Source organism: Pseudobdellovibrionaceae bacterium (assembly GCA_020635075.1).
In the GTDB taxonomy this organism is placed as follows: domain Bacteria; phylum Bdellovibrionota; class Bdellovibrionia; order Bdellovibrionales; family UBA1609; genus JADZEO01.
The window spans coordinates 1,777,340-1,797,156 of record JACKAM010000001.1; the positions used below are offsets into that span (position 1 = coordinate 1,777,340).

The following is a 19,817-nucleotide window of genomic DNA, read 5'->3' on the forward strand; positions in this document are numbered from 1 at the left end:
ACAACACCGCGTATGAACTCTCTCAATGTCGAGCGCCTGGTGCGCAAAATTCAAAGTGTGAAGTCGGTCCTTTTGACCACTCACAAACAATGTGATGGCGATGGCCTTGGTGCCATGCTAGGCCTCTATCATGCCCTTCGCAAAAACGGGCACGAGGTTAGGGTGATGACGGTCGATGATGTTCCGTCTAAGTACTCCTACCTGGAGCCTGAGAAGGTACTAGAGGTTTTTGAAGGTCCCCACCGCCCCCTCGATCCAACTGAATTGGCATTGATCTTTGATACCAATGACAGGCGGATGGTGGAGCCCCTGTACCAGGAGCTGGAGAAACACTGCCGGGAAATCCTTTTTGTCGATCACCACCCGGTCTTAAACCAAGGGCCTGAGCCCACTCCAGGATCATTTATCGATACCCGAGCGGCAAGCACTGGCGAAATCTCCTATTTTATCATTAAGGGCCTGGGGATTCGCCTGGATGAGAATATTGCCCGAGCTCTTTACACTAGCATTGCCTTCGACACTCAGCTTTTTCGCTACGTCAAAAGCTCACCCACTTCTCATTTAATCTCTGCGGAGCTACTTGAGTACGAGCGAAATCCTGAAGAGATCCACCAGAATCTATTTTCGACTCATTCAATTGGCAAGGTCGCCTTTCTCTCCAAAGTCCTCAGTGAAATTGAGTTTTTTGGCGACGGCACTTTGGCTGTGCTAAAACTCAAGTCTCAGGACTTGGACGATCATGATTTGGAAATGGATGATGCCCGAGACGTGATCGATATGATCATGAACATTAACTCCCTTCAGGCGGCAGCTCTTTTTCGAGAAGAAGCTCCCAACGTATACAAGCTCAGTCTGCGCAGTAAAGGGAAGATTGAAATCCTTGGTATTGCGGAAAGCTTCCAGGGCGGAGGCCATTTGTTTGCTGCCGGCGCCCTGTTAAAGGGAAAATACGCGGATTTAAAGAACCAGGTTGTGGATCAGATCCTCCACCGGCTGGATATCCCCTCACCCTCCAACAGGAAATGAATCAACAAAGACCACCACGAAAGCCAAAAAGTCCAATTGTTTGCCGATGTAACAACGTCGATCAGGAAACCATTGAGAAGGCTATCACCCGAGGATGCACCACTTTAAATCGGGTCTTTGACGCTACCAAGGCTGGAGTTGGTGCTTGTGGTGGGTCTTGCCGAATCTACATTGCCAGGATGCTCGAGTCCTATGCCCAATCCGGAACCTTTCCCGAGACCGCCCGACCTCAGGGGCAAAAAAAGAAGCGACGTTGATTATTTCCCTAATCGATAGGCGATTATAGCTTCCACATCGGGAAGGCAGGTGCCACAGGCCGTGCTCGCGGAGGTTTGTTTACTCACATCTCGTGGATGGTGAGCCCCGGTCAGAACAGCCGCATCCACCTTGGCCGTCGCGACCACTCGACAGTGGCAGAGTTCTTCATGCTCATAGGGAAACTGCCACTTGCCCTGAGCTCTGAGGATCACCTCCCGTAGCAGCATGGCTCCTGTTGAGGGGCCCTCCGGAAGAGGCAGGGATGCTATCGGTCCCTTTAATTTTCCTCTCCACTCAGCCACCAATCCAAGCAGACTTGGCCCACCTATAGCTTTAAGGTGAATCAGGTGCAGTTGGCTACCGGACTCTTGATACTTAAGACTTAACTCCTCCCGGCCCGGGATGGAGACCTTGATCTCTTTGTCCATAACCACTCATCGACACTTTCACCCCTAGGAATGAGTTCATCCTTTTTTCTCAAAATGAAGCACAAAGCTCAGGCCATTAGAGCTGGCCCCCTTGATTGTTGATCCACCTCGCATTCACACTTCCCAACTTAAGGGCTGGGCGGCTCCTCGCTGGGGAAGCGGATCTCTTGATCGAAGCCAAAACTGGAGCCTGAATTGAGATGCCGGACTCCGGAGGATCAATATGGTTAAAACCGAGTTCGGCTTGGTGCTGCGCTCTGAGAGAGAGCGCTGCTGCCGGACGCTATGTCTGAGGTTTTAAGCTTATTGATCGCAGGAGGACGAACTCCCAAGACAGCCTTCACGAGGCTGAGATCAACAAGCGAGGGGGCCAGTTTAAACGCCATTTACATCTCGTGTCCCACTCTTAGAAAATGTGTGCAAAAAATTTGGACCTACGTAAACTACGAAGATCTTTAGAGTAAAAATCTTTTCCGCCCGAATTCCACATTGATCCATGTCAACTTGTCACAACTTTATGAAGGTTTGTGGTCACTTTCACAACTTAATCCCCTTTTTACATTCAATCCGTAGAATAGGTAACTGGCGGCTGGAATTTCAAAATAGCGAAACCAACAACCGCAATAAAACAAACTCAGGCTCAATCAGCCAAAGGGGGACGTCGATGGAACGCAGATTGAGAACATTCGCGCCTATTATTTCTCTATTTGTAGCACTTGGCCTCAGCGCCTGTAGCGGCGACGGAGGCGAAAGTGGCTCAGGGTCATCTTCAACTCTATCTATATCAGGAAGTCTCTCCACGGGAGTGTCTAGTTCCTCTCTTGGAATGTACGATCTGGGTGCCATGGATGGAGCTTGCTCCGATGGCAACCACTATCAAATTTATTGCGTTACTTTTAGTGACAGCCCGACCGCGGCTTCTGGATCTGTGGTCTGTAATGGAGGTAGTTCCGGAACCTACACGGTATCGGGAATTCCAAAGAACACGGCCTTTGGCTGCTTTGTCCGCTCATCTACTGATGGGGCTTCTTTTAAAACAGTCGGGTCCATCGAAGTCCCCGCCACTGGCGCTCTTGGGGACTCTGACCAAATTGTCGCCAGCGGAGACATGGGCATCAATGTGACCATTAATTCGGATGGATCAATCGATGCCGCAGTGACCACCGACAACCGTGTGGATTCCAGCTCTAACTTCACCGACGCAAGCACCTTTAACGGTATTTACCACCTAGCCTGCGACAATTCAGGTGGCGGGACTATCTACAGTCAAGCAGCCTGCAAGTGTTTTTTGGCTGAAGATTCCGACTACTCTGGAACATCCTATAACAGCGGTAGTGATCGAGAAGATGCCTGTTTAAATGACAATGCCTCTGAATTGACGGGCTCAATTGGTCTCTATGTGGATGTCAACATTTACGATGCAACTGCCAACTCGGACATTAGCGATAACGGCCAAGTCATCATCAAAGCCGGTGACCGTGTTCAAGGTGTGACCGTTTGGGGAGCCAGTAACTCGACAACCTCAATGATGGCAGGAGGAGAAGGTCTTCTCTCCTTTGCATCTAATATGGGACTGACCTGGTCGGACATTGGTGGTTTCAAATCGCAGGCCGAAACGGCTATCACCTGGGCGACCACTGCTGACCTTTATGAGGGAGGAAACTCAACTACGATTCCCTCTTCATTCAGAACTCTCCTCAACGATTGGGCCAACAATAAGAACGTAGGGGACTGGCAAACTCAGCTCGTCACGCTTATTGGAGATGCCCATTCAGCTGGCGACTACACCGCCACGATCTGTAACAGCAATAATGCTTGGGTCGGCACATCGGCACCATCCAACCCAAACACGGACGCCGGATGTATTCGTGATTTTGTCGACCGTTGGCCTCACGATGCGACTTTGCCACGTATCCACGTTGAACCCGCTTGCGACTACAATGGCTGTGATGAAGATCCTACAAAAATGCGCGTTTGGATCGAAGGAATAGAATTTAACTACACCTATAATGGTGAAACCGTTGCAAGTGTCACCACAAATACTCAAGACAGTGAAGGCCCAAGTCCAAATACCCGCTATGTGTTTGAACAGTGGCACCCGATGCCCGGCGGAGGAGGCGGATTTAAACAACGCCATGATGATAGAAGATGGTATTCCTGCGACGACAACCCTGGTAAGGATGTGCAACATAGCTCATGTAGTGGAACCAATGGCTACGATGGACTGGAGTGCTTCGAAGAGGAAGAGCTGGCCATTCGCTTTATGCCCAATGGCAGTACTTATAATGTAATCTTTGAAAGCCGCACAGTAGTCTTTGGTGGTCAGTTTCATCTGGAGAGCAATACCAGTGGGCCGGTTTTCTCGAATGCCGCCACCGACCTGTGTAAGTCCAAGGCCTTCTCCGAATGGACCTTTATGGCCACAGGAACCAAGCAGTAATATTTAGACATTTTGCAAGGCGACGACAATGTATCTCAATCCGGCCTGCCCACTCCCGGGCAGGCCTTTTTCTTTCCCTCTCCAAGTAAATTCTTGAAAACAGGTCCCCTTAACTGTTGAACCACAAAACTGTGTGCTGCCTTTGTTCAGGAATCGATCCGATTGCCGAGCCATTCACGGAAATCCGAATCCTCCGCCGTCGCGCATGGGCGTATCCGAACTGCGGCGGCAATGCTGACGCAGTCCGAAGACGCGCCTGCGACCGAAAGGCGCGTGAGGATTTGCGGAGGATGGTCGGCGAAGGATCGTCTTCCCTGATAAAGGATTTTGTGGATCAACAGTTAAGGGGGCGGTCTTTCACCGTTCAAGAATCAGTGTCACCGGCCCGTCGTTGACCAGCTCCACCTTCATGTCGCCGCCAAATTCGCCCGCTTCAGTCTTGACTCCCGCTGCCTGGCTCAGCTCGATGGCCCGCAAATAAAACTCTTTGGCTCTCTCAGGATCTTCAGCCCCGGTAAATGCGGGCCGCCGGCCTCGGGAACAATCTCCAGCCAAAGTGAATTGGGAGACGATCAAATGGCCACCGCCGGTTTCAAGCAAGGAGAGGTTCATCTTTCCAGCCTGGTCAGGGAAGATGCGCAGATCAAGGATCTTTTGCACCATCCACTTGAGTTGGTCTTCCGAGTCGCCCTTTTCCACTCCAAGCAAAGTCATAAGTCCGGGACCAATTTCACCCACGACTCGACCATCAACTTGGACACTGGCTCGCTGAACTCTTTGTACCACTGCTTTCATCGCCGACCTCATCTTTGTGCCAGGAAGAATCTGCCTGGCCTTTCACTACCCTAATAAATCAAAACGACTTTGGTCAATCTCCAGCCACTCAAGTTTGACCACGCTCTGGGCCTTAGAGACAATAGATAAGCAACATCTCTTCACCGAAGGAATTTTCTTGAGGCCATCACAGCCGGGAGTGGCGACCACAGTTTTCCTTTCTCTTGTCCTTGCCCTCAGCTGCCCAGTTGCCGAGGGCCAAGCGCAACCAGAATCACTGCAAAATCAAGGAGAAGAAACTCAGGTTATTGAATCGGGCGAACCGACTCCAGCCAATTCTCCTACCCCTGCAGAAACCGCTGAAACAACCTCGGACACGGCTGAAGCCGAAAGCACTCCCGACAGCCAATCCCAGACGCCGGCCTACCAGCTGGGCCCGGCCGGTCTTCCTGTCCCTCCTCCTGCCTTGTCTCCCGTGAATCCCAGTGATCTGCAGGGTGAGGTCAACCGCTTGAGGGCTCAACAGGAGAGTATGCAAAAGCAGTTGCAGATGCTCGCCTCTCGTCTCAAAAGCCTGCAAACTGGCCCCGACATGGTCAGTTCGGGAATTAAAGTCTTTGATGGATTTGGGGTCGCCGCCAGCAAGATCTACTACAGCGACAGCCAGGTCTCGGTGGGCGGCAGTGCGGAGCTACTGTCACTCACTGACGATAAGGACCAAAGTGCTCCCACTTTGAACACCTGGAAGTTGAGCCCCCACATTGGCTACAGACTCAATGCCAAGATGATTTTCAACTCCCGTTTCACTTTTGAGAATACCGGATCCGAGATCCACGCACCAGGCTCCTCTCCCAAAGGTCAGGTCCGCGTTGATTTTGCTTATGTGGACCTTCTTTATTCGGCCCGCTACAACCTGCGCATTGGCCAACAGCTTTTGCCGATCGGTCTGGTGAACCAACGTCAGGATGGAATCTTCTATTACAGTGTTCGTCCTCCAGACGTGGAAACCTATTTAATCCCCTCCACCTGGTCCGAGCATGGAATCACCTTGTGGGGCGCGGAGGAAGGCCTTCACTATCAAGCGTCGATCTATAACTCTCTATCCTCGAAAAATTTCACCCAAGGCACTTTCATTCGCGATGGACGCCAGAATGGACAATTAGCAAAGGCCGAAGATCTTGCTGCCGTCGTCCGCGTGGATCATGTTTCCCCCTGGGGAATTGCCGGATTTTCAGGATTTGTTGGCAACACGGCCCAGGACTCGTCCACCATTGATCAAGGAACCGTGGGACTCCTGGAAGTACATATGCAAACCTTCTGGAAGGCCTTCAGCGTTTCAGCCCTCGCCGTTGAAGGACGCATTCAAAACCCGGACTCCATTTCTCTGGCTATTACTGGCACTCCCGACATTCCCGCCAAAGCTCGCGGCTACTATGTCACAGCCGCCGTTGATCTGTTCGAGCTACTTTACAAGAAACCTAAACAAGGTTCCTTCCCGTTTTTTGTTCGCCACTCCCAATACAATCTCAATTCAGCTATGCCTGAAGGTATTGCCGCGGACCCAAGCCTCAACCGAACACGCACGACAATTGGCTTTAACTATAGACCAGAGGAGAACTTGGTATTTAAGGCCGACTATCAGTTGCGCAAAAACAAGGCCAGCGAAGAAAGCGATGTCTTTTCTTTAGGGGTCAGCCTGGTTTTTTGATGTCGAAATCATGAGCACCTGTTGAGTAGGTTCCCGCTCTAACCACTCCCTGTTACATGTCACCTGGCCCCGACCTTGCTCCTTAGGGCAAGGAAGGTTTTTTTTGGTTTGGTGGGTGATTCAATGAAGATATTTCTTTTGAGCCATCGATGGCTCCGTCTGTCCTTTTTTCTATTAATAATAACATTTCTATCCAGCTGCGAGTTTTCTGTATCTGATCGCACCGATCAGACGGACTCCTCGTCCACGGACGCCTCTTCAAGCGATCCCAGTGGCAACAGTGGCAATCCTGGCAGCAATAATATGGATGGTGGTGAGTTACCAGCTGCCGGGAGTTTGGCCAAGTGGGATGACTCCTGTTTGGACATTCACCAGTTTCCTCTCAGCCCCCTAGCCTCTCACATAGCTTATGCAGGAATGTACCCTGCGGTTCGGGCGTCCAAATTCAGCAACTTCTACCCCGACTGGAAGGAAACTCATGATGAACTCAAGGAGTGGGGTAACACCATTTTTATCGATTATGGATTTGAGGAGCATTTCCAAAGTCCAAGGCAACAACAGGATGCCTTTATCAGCAAGCTCCGCTACGCCCAAAGAGCAAGAAAGCAAGTGGTCCTTACTATGTCCGCCGTGTTCTTTGGCCTGGATCAAAACAGGTTAGGTGAGCGCTTAGTCCTACGCCCTGACTTCCAGCTTCGCTGGGGTCAGTTTGCGAATCTGGTCCTCCCCTACATCGGCTCCATCGTGGCTTTTAGACCTACCGATGAACCCTACTGGCGAGGCCGCAACCAGGGCTTAAGCAATTCCCAGGTCAAAAAAGCCTTGGACACGGTCGCTCGAATGGTTAAGCGAACATTTCCGACTAAGCCGATGTTTCTGATTCATAACTCAGTCGAGTTGGACAGTCAGTTTTTACCCTTGGAGCTTTATGAGTGGATTGGCTTTAACTGCTATCGAAGCTTCGAAAGCTGTGGCCACGCCCAGATCAATGGGCTGAGATCTGTTCCCGAGTGGATTCGTCTTCTTAAGTCCTATATGTTCAGCCATCAGAAAATTGCACTGATTCCTGATGGGTTTTTGATGGAAGCTCAAAACAACCCTCAGGCCCAAAAGGATATGGTCACTCTGATCGAAAAACACATCCGCTACGCCAACTCGGATCAAGACGTGATCGGTGTCTTCCCCTTTGTTTACCGCAGCACCAAGAATCAGTTTGAAACTCTAGTGGGTACCGACAGCATGTGTCCCGTTTACCACTATTATGACAAGCTCTTTAAGCTCAGCGCCAGGGGTCTTAACAGCAAGGGACTCTATCGTTCACAGATTGCTGGTGTGGAGATTAGACGAAACAGCCTGATTGAAACTCAGCTTCTCTATCTGGCCAACCCGGGCTCCGCCCCCTTTGGTTATCACCTTACAGCTCGCTCTCCCTCAGCCATGGAGGTGCGAAACTCTGTCAATACTGAGTGGTCCTCGCCTCACTGTAACGCCCACATGTGCCTGGAGTCCGGGGGGGCAAAATACCTGATGCTCTCCCGTCACTTTGATCAGTATCCGGAATCAGTCCGCAACACGACATTGACCATTTCCTATCGACCGACATCATCACCCACGAGCGAGTTGGATGTACCCGTCAATATTCGGTGAATGGATTTAGGTCGCTAGAACTGACAGGTAAATTCAGTCCCTGTGCCAGGTGTGCTTTTGACGGAAACCGATCCGCCGTGAGACTGCATGATATGCTTGACCAGGGATAGGCCGATTCCCGTGCCTCCAGTTTCGCGACTGCGCCCCACATCCACGCGATAAAAACGCTCAAACAGTCGACTGAGATGGGCTTCAGGAATGCCAGGGCCAAAGTCTTTTACCCGTAAACAGGGCTTCCCCTCGGCACCTTCCTCCCAGTGGACCTCGATACGACGACCAGCGGGAACATAGCGAACCGCATTTTGCAGAAGGTTTCTCAACACCTGTTCAATGCGAACCGGATCCCCCAGAACTTCATCGACTTGAAGATCCACTTCGAGATCGTGATTTCTAGTGTCAAGCTGCTGTAACACACGTTCGGTCACTGCCCGAGTCGAAGTGGGTTTGCTGACAAGTGCATCATCCGATTCCAGTTGAGAAAGATCCAACAAATCACTGACCAGATCACTGAGGCGATTCACATTTCGTTCGATGACCTCCAAAAACTGAGCCACATCCTCGGTTCGCCCGGACTGGAGATCCTCTTTGAGAGTTTGTATATAGCCTTTCAAAGGAGTGATCGGCGTACGCAGTTCGTGAGAGGCATTGGCGACAAATTCAATTCGCATCTTTTCCGTCGCCTTCACCTTAGTCTGATCCATAAACACAGCCACAACGCCATAGACTTCATCATTATGCTTTTTTCTCAGCGGAGTGTAAGTCACTTTAAAATGATGAGCTTGCTTGTTTCCCGGCAGGACAATCTCCAAGTCGCCACAGTTGGCAATTCCACTCTTTGCCGCCAACCTCAAACCCTCGACAATATCTGGAGACCTGACGACCTCACCCAGGCCCACTTTTCGTTCATCCCAACTTTGTAGGCGGAAAAGATCAGCAAACTGATTGTTGTAAAACAGTGGTTTACCCTCAATATCAACCGCCAATACAGCCTCGCCTATGGCTGCCATAATTGCGCGCAGTTCTGTCTTTTCTCGCGACAGGCGCACTGTCTTGTTGCGATAATCTCTTCCTAGTTTATTGATCGCCCGCTCAAGATTGTACCATTCGCCCGTCTCTTCCAAGCCCAGCTCTTCCTCACTCAACTGATCGCCGGCAAAAGGAAACTTTCGCATTCGTCGGGTTTTTTCAATAAGCCGACCCATCGGGGTGACCAATCGCCGGCCCATTAGAATCGTGACTCCCAGTGTTAATAAAAGTCCGATGCCAAGACTACGCCTCATCAGTGCAAGCTGCTCAGTCTTCAACTCACCTTCGGTGAGAGCATCAATCCGCGCCCACTCCGCCAGGTAGTAGACCGAAAACAGAAGCAAAATCATCAGAAACTGATTTCCCACAAACCAGCGGAATAGCCGCCAGGGGAAGACCGAGGGCTTCTTCAAAATTTAGTCCTCCATATAGCCAATTCGGTAGCCCACACCGCGAACGGTTTCTATGACTTCGGAGTGAGTACCCAACTTTTTGCGCAGTCCAAAGACGTGAGTGTCCACAGTGCGGCCGACGACAGCAACACCTTCACCCTGGATCTGGTCAATCAATTGATTGCGAGTCAACACCTTGCCCTGGCTCTCCATTAACGAGTGAAGAAGCTTAAATTCCGAACGGGTCAGTTCCAATTCCTGCCCATCCAAAAAGGCACGAAATCCCGAATTGTCCAACTCCAGGGGACCATATTTTAGCGACAAACCCGCCTTATCTTCCTCGCCCACAGAGAGAGCTGACTGTTGAACTTGAGAGCGACGCAAAAGGGAGCGAACTCGAGCCAGCAACACAGTATTGTCAAAAGGCTTAGTTAAATAGTCATCGGCCCCCGCATCCAGCCCCTCTACAATGTGTTCGGGAGCTGCCTTAGCGGTGACAAACAGAATGGGAAGGTGACTTCCCTTTTCGATAGAGCGCCAGGTTTTAGTCAGGTCCTTGCCGCTCATTCCTGGCAGCATCCAATCAAGGGCCAATAGGGCGAAGGGCTCCTGGCGAAGATGCTTCAATCCAAGCTCGGCCGAATCAACGCCAAGGACCTCATAGCCTTGACGACTTAGCTGCATTTGTACCAGTTGACGGATTTCGGGTTCATCTTCAACCAAAAGAATTCGCTGAGACATCTCTATCCTCTTTCTTTCAGAAGTTCGCTGATGGCTTGTTGTCGGTAGATTCAGTTCCATGACGAATATCATCTCCTGTGGCGAGAAATATCACTTCCTCGGCAATGTTAGTGGCATGGTCTGCCAGACGTTCCAAGTTGCGAGCAATCAAAATCAAATCCAGACTGGCCTCAATCTCGCTCGGGTTTTCCTTCATATAGATCTTGAGCTCGGCAAAAATCTGATCCTTTGCCTGATCAATCTGATCGTCGCGACTCATCACATCTCGCGAAAGATCAGTATCAAGACGCACAAAGGCATCCAAGGAATCCCGCACCATGCCACGGACTTTTGCCGCCATCTCAACCAAATCCACCTTAGTAGCCACGGGCGCCCGTGAAATATAGTCCCTCCCTGTGTAGGAGATATTACAGGCCTGATCTCCCATGCGCTCCAAATCGGTATTGATCTTTGTAATGACCAACACCAAGCGAAGATCTGCGGCCACTGGCGCCTGCCGGGCGAGCATTTCCAAACACTGACGATCCACTTCCTTGTGAGCCTCGTTGATCTTCTTCTCATAGGTACTCACCATTTCAAAGCACTTGGGATTTCTGTCCAGGATGGCCCGGCAGGCCTGTTCGATGGATTTCTCCACGTAGCCACCCATTTCCAAAATCAATTGCTTAAGGCCTTTGAGCTCAATTTCAAAGTGTCGATCCATCAGCAGAAACTCCTCATTATCCAAAACGGCCAGTAATATACTCTTCAGTTTTTTTCACGCGAGGCTTGGTGAAGACCTGTGTGGTCTCACCGTACTCCACCAATTCTCCCAGCAAAAAGAAGGCTGTTCGATCCGAGACTCGACTCGCCTGTTGCATATTGTGGGTGACGATCAAAATCGTGACTTCCTTTTTCAACTCATGAAGCAGGTCCTCAATCTTGGCTGTTGAAATCGGATCCAGGGCACTGGTGGGTTCATCCATCAGAAGCACCGGTGGTTCTACGGCTAGTGCGCGAGCAATACACAGCCTCTGCTGCTGACCACCCGACAATCCCGTTCCCGGTTGTCTGAGCTTATCCTTCACTTCTCCCCACAGGGCACTTTGCTTCAGGGCCCCTTCCACCTTTTCATCCAAGACCGTGCGCTTGGAAATTCCACCAAGTCTTAGGCCAACGGCGACATTGTCATAGATGGACAAGCCCGGAAAGGGATTGGGCTTTTGAAAGACCATTCCCACATGGCGCCTCACCCGCACAGGATCCGAGCCCGGCCCATAGATATCTTGACCGCCAATCGCCACCCGGCCCTTCACTTTTGCGCCCGGAACTTCCTCATGCAGCCGATTGAGGCACCTGATAAATGTGGATTTACCACAACCGCTGGGGCCGATGAGGGCTGCGACCTGCCCCTGGTGAACGGACAGATCAATACCCTTTACTGCATGGAAGTCACCAAACCAGGCATTCAAGCCTTCAACTCTTAAAACCTCGGGCTGTAAACTCATCTTGGCCCTTTCTCTCTCCAAAGTTTCAACCTGCATGGGCTTTTGCTCCTCTTGATCGCATCATCAATCGAGTCATCAGGTTAATGAGTAAAACAAAAAACACCAGGACCAAAGCCCCCGCCCAAGCCTGTCGTTCCCAATCTTCAAAGCCACTCTTGGCAAAGGTGTATATTTGCACGGGCAAGGAGGCCGTCGCCTGATTGAGAGAACGGGAATAAAACTGGTTACCAAATGCTGTAAACAACAAGGGAGCTGTCTCACCGGCAATGCGGGCGATGGCGAGCATGATTCCGGTAATGACCCCAGCCTTGCTCCCAGGAATAATAATCCGTGTAATGACCTTCCAGCGAGGGATTCCCAATGCCAGACCCGCCTCGCGAATATGGGCGGGGATCAATTTCAAAATCTCTTCAGTCGAACGGGCAACAACTGGAATCATAATGACCATAAGGGCGGCCCCACCGGCATAGGCCGAAAATCCAAAGGGCACAACAATAAGACCGTAGACAAAAATCCCAATGACAATGGAGGGTACACTGGCCAGCAGATCAACTGTAAAACGCAAAACCTTGGCCGTCTTACCAAAACTAAATTCGCTGAGATAAACACCCACAGCCATTCCCCAGGGAATTCCCACGAGCGAGGCCAAAAAGACCAGTACCCCGCTGCCGAGAATGGCGTTGGCCATGCCGCCACCGGTTTCACCAGGCCCCTTTGGCAGCTGTGTAAAAAAGGCCCAATCCAGGGAGGAAAAACCCCTCTCCAAAACATACCAACTGATGTAAACAAAAGGAAAGGCACCCAAAAGGGCCGCCAGCATGAGAAGGACCATCATGCCCCGGCTTTTCCACTTGCGCCGTTTTTCCCGCAGAGAGGTCTTGGCAAATTCCATTTTAATGCCCCCTCTGAAACTTACGGTTGACTCTCCAAACAACAAACCGTGCGAGTCCGTTTATGCCAATGCTGACCAAGAACAGGGTAAAGCCAACCGCCGTCAATGCAGCCAGGTGCAGATCAGAATCTGCTTCCGCATACTGATTGGCTAAGATCGAGGCCATGGTTTGTGCCGAAGCCATAATCGATGCCCTGATATCCGGATTGTTCCCAATGACCATCGTCACCGCCATGGTCTCCCCCAGGGCTCGCCCCAAACCTAAAATTGTGGCGCCCAAAATTCCCGCTTGCGAGCTGCGGATCACCGCAAGCTTAAGCATTTCCCAGCGGGTGGCCCCCAGGCCAAGTGCCGCCTCCCGGTTGGCTGCAGGAATGGTTTTAAACACTTCCCGGCAAATAGCTGTAATGGTAGGCATGATCATGATCGCTAAAATCACACCGGCTGCCATCATACCAACACCGAGGGGAGGGCCGGCAAAAAAGGGCAGAAACCCCAAAGTATCAACCAAAGGAGGTTGGACATAAGTGCGCAAAAATGGAGCGAGAATAAATAGGCCCCACAGGCCGTAAACAATACTTGGGATGGCCGCGAGCATTTCCACAAAAAATCCCAGGGGCACACTCAACCAACGGGGCGCTAGCTCATTGAGAAACAAGGCCACACCGATACTCACTGGAACAGCCAAAGCCAGGGCCATCAGCGAGGACACCACTGTACCATAAATCAAGGACAAGGCACCGAACTCACTGGTCACCGAATTCCATTCATTGGTAATCAAAAACCGCCAGCCAAAGTGCTTAAACGCCGGCCAGGACATTTCGAAAACCACTGCTAACATGAGGATCAGAATGCCCACCAGCAACCAGGAGGAAGCCTTCAGAGCGTAATAAAACACTCGATCGGCCAAATGCACCTCGCGGCGCTTTGCACGCCGCGAATGGCCCACCCACTCAATTATTCGATCATAAAAGTTTGGTATCTCTTGGGACACCCGATCCATAGACCACTGTTCCTTTTAAAAGGCAATTAGTTCATCTTCCCCTTAGCCATGGCACCGGTTTTAATTCCGCCAATCGTCTTATTGACCTTTGAAATCAGGCTCTTTGGCAGAGGCGCATAGTTTAAATCCGGAGCAAATCTCTGTCCTTGATCCATCGCCCAGCGCAGGAATTTTACTAGCTTTTCGCCCTTTGGGTTTTCCATCTGCTGGTGGACGAGCAGGTAGGTAAAGGCGGCAATGGGATATGTCCCCTTTCCAGCTGCATCTGTGATTGAAACACGATAGTCATCTGGCATGGTCTCCAATGCTCCTGCCGCTGCCAAACTCACCGCTGCAACAGATGGGCTTATGAATTCACCCTTTTTGTTCTGAATGGCAAAGACGGGAAGCTTGTTGGTCGATGCATAGGTCATCTCCACATAGCCAATGGCGCCGGGATTTTGCTTCACCAAACCGGTCACTCCCTCGTTACCCTTACCGCCAAGACCTGTCGGCCACTTGACAGACTTGCCTTGACCCACTTGGCTTTTCCACTCCGGGCTCACCTTCGCTAAATAATCAGTAAAAATACTGGTCGTTCCCGAGCCATCACTGCGATAGCAGACCACAATGAATTGATTCTTTGGCAGTTTGGCCTTGGGGTTTAATTTCTGGATAGCCTCATCATCCCACTTCTTGATCTCGCCCATAAAGATCCTAGCCAAAACATCCGACGTCACATTGAGGCTCTGATTCAATCCCGGAACATTATAGGTCACAGCCACGGCTCCCAAAGTAGTTGGAATATGAAGGATAGGTGTCTTGGCCTTGGCCAAATCGCTGTCCTTCATTGGGGCATCGCTGGCGCCAAAATCTGTCGTCCCGGCGAGAAACTGACGGATCCCCCCGCCACTACCGATGGACTGATAGTTGATTTCAACAGTGGGATCGACCTGCCGGTAGGTGGAAAACCACTTGGCATAGAGAGGATAGGGAAAAGTGGCCCCAGCGCCATTGACTAATACTGGAGCAGCGAAAGCTGAGAGAGGAGCTAACAACAATCCGGTGAAGATGATTTGACTCAGTTTTGTAATGGTTTTTCCCATGTGACCTTCCTTGCTTTTGTTCTTTGTGTTGATTCCCTTATAGCGGAGTCCGGCGAAGGACTCTGTCAGGATTCAGTCAGGCGGAATTCGCCATGACGACGGAAGTCATCTGCCAACCTAGTCATTTCAATGGCTTAGATTTCTAAAGACTGAAAATAAGCGGATCAGGGCAGATCCAAGAGAGCTCTCCCCCGACACCCAGCATGGTGTATTCGACCCAAGCCCCCTTGTTCATGGGCAAGGCCCGACCGCCTACATAATCGAGGGCGATGGGCAGCCAGTCCGCATGGGAACAGACAAAAACCCACTGAGCATTCTGGCGAGAGAGCTCTTGGATAAACTCCTCAATTCTTTGCGTGAAATCCTCTTCGGATTCGCCAAAGGCCGCCTCATCCACCCGCGGATCCACCTGGGGCTTAGCGCCAGAGACCAATTCTGCCAAAGGACTGATTGTTTGCTGACACCTGAGCTTGGGGCTTGAAAACCAAAGAATTTTCCCTGAGGCAAATTCCTTATCCCGTTTCTGCCGAGATTTAATGAATCTCTCTAGACCCTTTACCTGCTCCCGGCCTTTCAGAGAAAGGCCATTATCTACCTCACTTGCCGAGGCATCTCGATCCCCATGACGAATAAACACTAATCTCCACAACATGAACTCATTGTGACGGAAAACATCCCCTATGGCAAAGTCCCTGAGCACTACTTGTTTGTCGCTCCGTTCTCAGCTATGTTGGGCCCATGATTCAACTCAGTGTAAATGTGAATAAGATCGCCACTCTTCGCAATGCCCGCGGATGCTCCCAACCCAATGTGGTTCAATTCGCCAAAGACGCACTGCAATTCGGAGCCCAGGGAATCACCGTCCACCCCCGCCCCGATGGGCGCCACATTCGAATTCAGGACGTCTACGATTTGAAAGCTATGATCGGCCAATTTAATGATCAGGGCCGCGGCTACCGGGAATACAATATTGAAGGCTATCCGGCTGAGGAGTTCTTGGCTTTGGTGGAAGAAGTGCGTCCCGACCAGGTGACCCTGGTCCCAGATCCTCCAGATGTTCTGACTTCCAATGCGGGTTGGAAAGTCAGTGAGCATGTGGATTTTCTCACCTCGGTTTGCCAGCGCCTGCAGAACCAGGGAATGAGAGTCTCTTTGTTCGTCGACCCCTACGATATCACCCCTGGTTTTATTGAAGATCTAAAGCGAACTTCGGCAAAGCGAGTGGAGCTCTATACTGAAATGTTTGCCGCCGCCTATGGCACGGACCAACAGGACAAGGTCACCCAAGTTTATGCAGACGCAGCCTCTCAGCTCTCCACTGCAGGACTGGAGCTCAATGCTGGCCATGATCTGAGCCTTGAGAACATCCAGTTTCTTCGCCAAAACATTCCGGGAATATTGGAAGTTTCAATTGGCCATGCCCTGGTCTGTGAATCCCTCTATATGGGTCTTGAATCTGTGATGAAGGAATACCTGAATCTGTTAAAGGAGTAGTGCAAATGGCTTTAGCCGTTGAATTGATTCCTGCCTTTCAAGACAACTATATATTTCTCCTTCATGATCAAGAAGGCGGCGCTGTCGCTGTGGTCGACCCCGGCGACGCCCATCCCGTGCAGAAGGCCTTGGATCAGCGGGAATGGAAGCTCGATCAAATTTTCATCACCCATCATCACCCTGACCATATCGGCGGCGTACAAAAGCTCAGGGATCACTATTCCTGCCAAGTGATTGGCGCCGACAAAGATAAACACCGCCTACCAGGCCTCACACTCACTGTGCGGGAAGGCGATCAGCTCCTTTTCGGCAAATCTGAATGTCAGGTAATTGAAGTCCCTGGTCATACCCTCGGTCACGTGGCCTATTGGTTTAAAGAGGACCGCAGCCTTTTTTGTGGCGACACTCTGTTTGCCATGGGCTGTGGTCGATTATTTGAAGGGACCGCAGAACAAATGTGGGAAAGTCTTAGTAAACTCTCGACCCTACCCCGCAATACTCAGGTTTTTTGCGCCCACGAGTACACCCAAGCCAATGGCGAATTTGCCACAAGCCTGGAGCCTCAAAATACGGCCTTGTTGGAAAGACTCAAATTGGTCGAGGAATCCAGGAAAAAGGGGGAGCCAACCATCCCCACTACTCTTGAGTGGGAGCTCTTGACCAACCCCTTTTTGCGCCCCAAATCGGAAGAAATCCAGCGCCAGCTGGGGCTCTCTCCGGACCTGGAAGACTGGCAAGTTTTTGCCGAGGTCCGAAAGCACAAAGACCACTTTTAGGGTCTTTACGGCAGTTTTCTGAGGTCTTTTCACGGCCTTAAACTGACCTTGAGCAAGAGGTCTGAATTTTTTGTTAAAGCCATAAAGGTAGGGGTCATTTTCGCCCAGAGCGCCTATTCTGCCCCGGGTACATGGGAGGGGCAAAGTGTTAAATGAGGAGTTCTGGGGTCATTTGGTTCAATTGAAATCCGTTACTGGGGACTCGCCTCTGGCCCGTCTGACAAACCAGCACTTGGCCTCAAGCGAGCTTCGCCGCACCCGTTTTTTGGCTCGATTCCTCGATGGCTTTCACCTAAAAAACTGTTTGATTTCAGATGTCGATGGTCGACAGATCACTCTTGATGGCAAACGAGTGGTGAATTTTGCTTCAGCCAATTACCTGGGACTGGAGCAACATCCCCAGGTTAAGTCCGCGGTTAAAGCTGCGGTTGATCGCCTTGGCACCCACTCGGGATGCTCGCGCATTTTTGCCTCGCACACCAACATTGTGCGACTCGAACAAGAAATCTCCAAAATGGTGGGGGCAGAGAAAACCCTCATCTGTGCCAACACTTCTCACACCCATCAAGGTGTGATCTCATCATTGTTTACTCAACCCAATACCACCCTCTTTTTGGACCGCTTTGCTCACACCAGCCTTTATCAGGCGGCCCTCATCGCCAAGGCCAAAGGGGCCCGACTCATTAAAGTTGATATTCGCAATGAGGATGAACTGATCGAGAACTTTCAAAAGCACGGATCGCACACCAATGCCCTATTGATTGATGGCGTGTATTCCATGTCAGGTGAAATCCCCCGTCTAAAATGGCTGAATCGGGTCTGCCAGTCCCACCAAGTTATTCTCTATGTAGATGATGCTCATGGCATAGGCATCATGGGTGAAACCGGCGGAGGGGTGGCGGAAGAGTTCAATCTTGATTTTTCCAACATGATTCTGGTCGGTGGCCTACAAAAGGGCATGGGTTCCTACGGAGGATTTGTTTCGGGCCAGTCTGGCTTTATTGATCTCATGCGAGTGACCAACAAGGCCTACATCTTTTCAGGCACACTTCAGCCCCATGCCGTGGCTGGAGCCCTGGCCGCCATTGAGATCAGCCAATCGCAAGAAGGACGCCGACTGAGAAGTCGCCTTAAAGAGATTTCTTTGCGTGTGCGCCGGGAGCTTTGGGACATGGGTTTTGATGACGTTCCCGGTGGAGACACGCCAATCATTCCGGTTCCAGTTGGAGGCGATGTGCGAACCCTGATGGCAGGGCGAAAGCTTCTCGACTTGGGTGTTTATGTCAATTCCGTTCTCTTTCCTGCGGTCCCCAAAGGTCAGGGGATATTGCGCCTATCGCTGTCTGCAACTCATGAGGATGCTGAGGTCTATTTGTTGCTTCAAGCTTTAAGAGATTTAAAGTCGGAGTGGGACAGCACTCCCGGATGGAAAGAAAATCTGGGCTATATGAAGGTCATCGCTTCACGGCAGTGGGCTCTGCACAAGGGCTCTCGTGGAATTTAAAACCGTTGAAGCGGCAGAGGCCCTTCCCCTTTTAAAGAAGCACTTCAACTGGCTCACCGAGAAATACAACCGGGCCCCAGGCCTGTTGCCCATCTATCAAAAACTGCTTAAGGGGGATTCGCTCATCCTCCGCCGCCGCTTTGAGCAGGTACTGTGGGGCGCTTGGGATGGTGGCGTTTTAGTTGCGGTTCTTCCCGTGTTGTTTTCCAAGGCTGGCTTCCAGCCCGTCCGCTTGGGAAACCTTCTTCTCGATCCCGACTATCAACATTTGGGACCAGAAATATTAAGTCTCTTTCAGTCGAAACTCAAACAACTCCCCATGGGCTGGATGGGACCTCTTCATGGACATTTTTGCCTGGGTATTTCAATTCCTGAAAACCCAGAGCCAGACAGCACCTTTCTCACCGCCCACGATTGGGGTTGGGATCGCGCACTCTTGAAACCCCTGGCCTCTCGTACCTCTACCTTGGTAGCCCTGCGAACTGAACTCGACACCTCCACCCGCCAAAAGGTGAAACAAACAGCAGTTGCTCAATGTCCCGCTGAATACTCTATTCGCCCCTTTTGCAAATGGCGGGCTAAGCGGGACGCTATGATCTACAATCGCCTGGCTAACTTATCCATGCACCATCACCCTGATTTTGATTCATTGACCCCTGAAGAAGACTGGGAGCTGCTGAAAAACTCCCTTTTGGCCATCGTGCCCGATTACTTTTTGTTTCTCTACCACAAGGACAAACCCATTGGATTTTGCTGGGGCATTCCCGACTACCAAGAAGCCCTCACGGGCCAGCGCTCGACTCTCGGATACTTGGCCCAACTGCTGAAAAAATCGAGGTACCATCGGGGGCGCATCATTTACTCCTGTATCCTGCCCGAGTACCAGGGACAAGGACTCTGCAAACTCATTCGCCACCGGGTGCTCAACAACATGATTCGCGATGGAATCGAAGTTGTTGAGAGTAGCTACATCCATACGGAAAACGAAAACTCCCTGAGTAACGCCCAGTCCACAGGGGCTCAGCTAAGCCACCGATTTCATTACTTCCACGGGGAAGCGTAGAATCCGAACTCCCCTCGAAGATGATCCTCAAGATTAGGAATCAATGATTAAAGGGACCTGACTGTGATTCCCG

The 19,817-nt window shown here is 51.0% G+C and carries 19 protein-coding genes; 9 read left to right on the forward strand and 10 right to left on the reverse strand.

The genetic code is table 11. The features are described from left to right. Positions 1-12 precede the first annotated feature (12 nt). Together H6624_07695 and H6624_07700 are read left to right on the forward strand one after the other, a co-directional pair. Positions 13-1,026, forward strand: a complete 1,014-nt coding sequence (locus tag H6624_07695) for a DHH family phosphoesterase (GenBank protein MCB9084213.1) — start codon at positions 13-15, stop codon at positions 1,024-1,026. Then, positions 1,023-1,283, forward strand: a complete 261-nt coding sequence (locus H6624_07700) for a (2Fe-2S)-binding protein (protein ID MCB9084214.1) — start codon at positions 1,023-1,025, stop codon at positions 1,281-1,283. The genes H6624_07695 and H6624_07700 overlap by 4 nt, the downstream gene beginning before the upstream one ends. Here the strand turns inward: H6624_07700 and H6624_07705 are convergent, their stop codons facing one another. Next, positions 1,284-1,712 (reverse strand): (2Fe-2S)-binding protein, encoded by a 429-nt coding sequence (locus tag H6624_07705; GenBank protein MCB9084215.1) that lies wholly within the window; start codon positions 1,710-1,712, stop codon positions 1,284-1,286. Between the two features lie 664 nt (positions 1,713-2,376). On the opposite strand from H6624_07705, the gene H6624_07710 reads away from it, so the two are divergent. After that, complete coding sequence (locus H6624_07710) at positions 2,377-4,152, forward strand: hypothetical protein (protein ID MCB9084216.1); 1,776 nt, start codon at positions 2,377-2,379, stop codon at positions 4,150-4,152. Positions 4,153-4,509: 357 nt separating this feature from the next. On the opposite strand, the gene H6624_07715 is transcribed toward H6624_07710, so the two are convergent. Further along, a complete protein-coding gene (locus H6624_07715; protein ID MCB9084217.1) occupies positions 4,510-4,947 on the reverse strand; it encodes a D-tyrosyl-tRNA(Tyr) deacylase in 438 nt (145 codons plus the stop codon). Between the two features lie 157 nt (positions 4,948-5,104). Here H6624_07715 and H6624_07720 point away from each other — a divergent pair, with 157 nt between their 5' ends. Both H6624_07720 and H6624_07725 read left to right on the forward strand, forming a co-directional pair. Continuing rightward, on the forward strand, positions 5,105-6,634 hold the full coding sequence (locus H6624_07720; protein MCB9084218.1) for a hypothetical protein: 1,530 nt from the start codon (positions 5,105-5,107) through the stop codon (positions 6,632-6,634). Positions 6,635-6,757: 123 nt separating this feature from the next. Further along, positions 6,758-8,281 carry a hypothetical protein gene (locus H6624_07725; GenBank protein ID MCB9084219.1) on the forward strand — a complete coding sequence of 508 codons (1,524 nt, stop codon included), beginning with the start codon at positions 6,758-6,760 and terminating at the stop codon, positions 8,279-8,281. Between the two features lie 14 nt (positions 8,282-8,295). Here H6624_07725 and H6624_07730 read toward each other — a convergent pair whose 3' ends face one another. The 8 genes from H6624_07730 to H6624_07765 form a co-directional block, all read right to left on the reverse strand. Next, positions 8,296-9,720 carry a PAS domain-containing sensor histidine kinase gene (locus H6624_07730; protein MCB9084220.1) on the reverse strand — a complete coding sequence of 475 codons (1,425 nt, stop codon included), beginning with the start codon at positions 9,718-9,720 and terminating at the stop codon, positions 8,296-8,298. A gap of 3 nt (positions 9,721-9,723) precedes the next feature. Continuing rightward, on the reverse strand, positions 9,724-10,422 hold the full coding sequence (locus tag H6624_07735) for a response regulator transcription factor (protein MCB9084221.1): 699 nt from the start codon (positions 10,420-10,422) through the stop codon (positions 9,724-9,726). A gap of 34 nt (positions 10,423-10,456) precedes the next feature. Next, positions 10,457-11,143, reverse strand: a complete 687-nt coding sequence (gene phoU / locus H6624_07740) for a phosphate signaling complex protein PhoU (protein MCB9084222.1) — start codon at positions 11,141-11,143, stop codon at positions 10,457-10,459. A 16-nt stretch (positions 11,144-11,159) separates the two neighbouring features. Next, positions 11,160-11,927, reverse strand: coding sequence for a phosphate ABC transporter ATP-binding protein (gene pstB, locus H6624_07745; protein MCB9084223.1), 768 nt, complete (start codon positions 11,925-11,927; stop codon positions 11,160-11,162). Positions 11,928-11,952: 25 nt separating this feature from the next. Beyond that, a complete protein-coding gene (pstA, locus tag H6624_07750) occupies positions 11,953-12,819 on the reverse strand; it encodes a phosphate ABC transporter permease PstA (protein MCB9084224.1) in 867 nt (288 codons plus the stop codon). Between the two features lies 1 nt (position 12,820). Next, positions 12,821-13,822, reverse strand: coding sequence for a phosphate ABC transporter permease subunit PstC (gene pstC, locus H6624_07755; protein ID MCB9084225.1), 1,002 nt, complete (start codon positions 13,820-13,822; stop codon positions 12,821-12,823). A gap of 26 nt (positions 13,823-13,848) precedes the next feature. After that, the gene (gene pstS, locus H6624_07760; protein ID MCB9084226.1) at positions 13,849-14,895 is read right to left on the reverse strand and encodes a phosphate ABC transporter substrate-binding protein PstS; all 1,047 of its coding nucleotides are present in this window, start codon (positions 14,893-14,895) and stop codon (positions 13,849-13,851) included. A gap of 154 nt (positions 14,896-15,049) precedes the next feature. After that, entirely contained in the window at positions 15,050-15,559 is a 510-nt protein-coding gene (locus tag H6624_07765) for a histidine phosphatase family protein (GenBank protein MCB9084227.1), read from the reverse strand. 86 nt (positions 15,560-15,645) lie between these two features. On the opposite strand from H6624_07765, the gene H6624_07770 reads away from it, so the two are divergent. The 4 genes from H6624_07770 (at position 15,646) to H6624_07785 (ending at position 19,744) form a co-directional block, all read left to right on the forward strand. Then, a complete protein-coding gene (locus tag H6624_07770; protein ID MCB9084228.1) occupies positions 15,646-16,401 on the forward strand; it encodes a pyridoxine 5'-phosphate synthase in 756 nt (251 codons plus the stop codon). A gap of 5 nt (positions 16,402-16,406) precedes the next feature. Next, positions 16,407-17,177, forward strand: coding sequence for a hydroxyacylglutathione hydrolase (gloB, locus tag H6624_07775; GenBank protein MCB9084229.1), 771 nt, complete (start codon positions 16,407-16,409; stop codon positions 17,175-17,177). A gap of 145 nt (positions 17,178-17,322) precedes the next feature. Further along, positions 17,323-18,681: a pyridoxal phosphate-dependent aminotransferase family protein gene (locus H6624_07780; protein ID MCB9084230.1), complete on the forward strand. Its 1,359-nt coding sequence runs from the start codon at positions 17,323-17,325 to the stop codon at positions 18,679-18,681. Then, positions 18,671-19,744 carry a hypothetical protein gene (locus tag H6624_07785; protein ID MCB9084231.1) on the forward strand — a complete coding sequence of 358 codons (1,074 nt, stop codon included), beginning with the start codon at positions 18,671-18,673 and terminating at the stop codon, positions 19,742-19,744. Before H6624_07780 ends, H6624_07785 begins: the two co-directional genes overlap by 11 nt. Positions 19,745-19,817 lie beyond the last annotated feature (73 nt).

Coding starts and splice junctions, on each gene's coding strand:
- H6624_07770 (MCB9084228.1), top strand. CDS start 15,646: ATGATTCAACTCAGTGTAAATGTGAATAAGATCGCCACTCTTCGCAAT.
- H6624_07765 (MCB9084227.1), bottom strand. CDS start 15,559: ATGTTGTGGAGATTAGTGTTTATTCGTCATGGGGATCGAGATGCCTCG.
- H6624_07700 (MCB9084214.1), top strand. CDS start 1,023: ATGAATCAACAAAGACCACCACGAAAGCCAAAAAGTCCAATTGTTTGC.
- pstC (MCB9084225.1), bottom strand. CDS start 13,822: ATGGATCGGGTGTCCCAAGAGATACCAAACTTTTATGATCGAATAATT.
- phoU (MCB9084222.1), bottom strand. CDS start 11,143: ATGGATCGACACTTTGAAATTGAGCTCAAAGGCCTTAAGCAATTGATT.
- pstA (MCB9084224.1), bottom strand. CDS start 12,819: ATGGAATTTGCCAAGACCTCTCTGCGGGAAAAACGGCGCAAGTGGAAA.
- H6624_07715 (MCB9084217.1), bottom strand. CDS start 4,947: ATGAAAGCAGTGGTACAAAGAGTTCAGCGAGCCAGTGTCCAAGTTGAT.
- H6624_07695 (MCB9084213.1), top strand. CDS start 13: ATGAACTCTCTCAATGTCGAGCGCCTGGTGCGCAAAATTCAAAGTGTG.
- H6624_07725 (MCB9084219.1), top strand. CDS start 6,758: ATGAAGATATTTCTTTTGAGCCATCGATGGCTCCGTCTGTCCTTTTTT.
- gloB (MCB9084229.1), top strand. CDS start 16,407: ATGGCTTTAGCCGTTGAATTGATTCCTGCCTTTCAAGACAACTATATA.
- H6624_07710 (MCB9084216.1), top strand. CDS start 2,377: ATGGAACGCAGATTGAGAACATTCGCGCCTATTATTTCTCTATTTGTA.
- H6624_07705 (MCB9084215.1), bottom strand. CDS start 1,712: ATGGACAAAGAGATCAAGGTCTCCATCCCGGGCCGGGAGGAGTTAAGT.
- pstB (MCB9084223.1), bottom strand. CDS start 11,927: ATGAGTTTACAGCCCGAGGTTTTAAGAGTTGAAGGCTTGAATGCCTGG.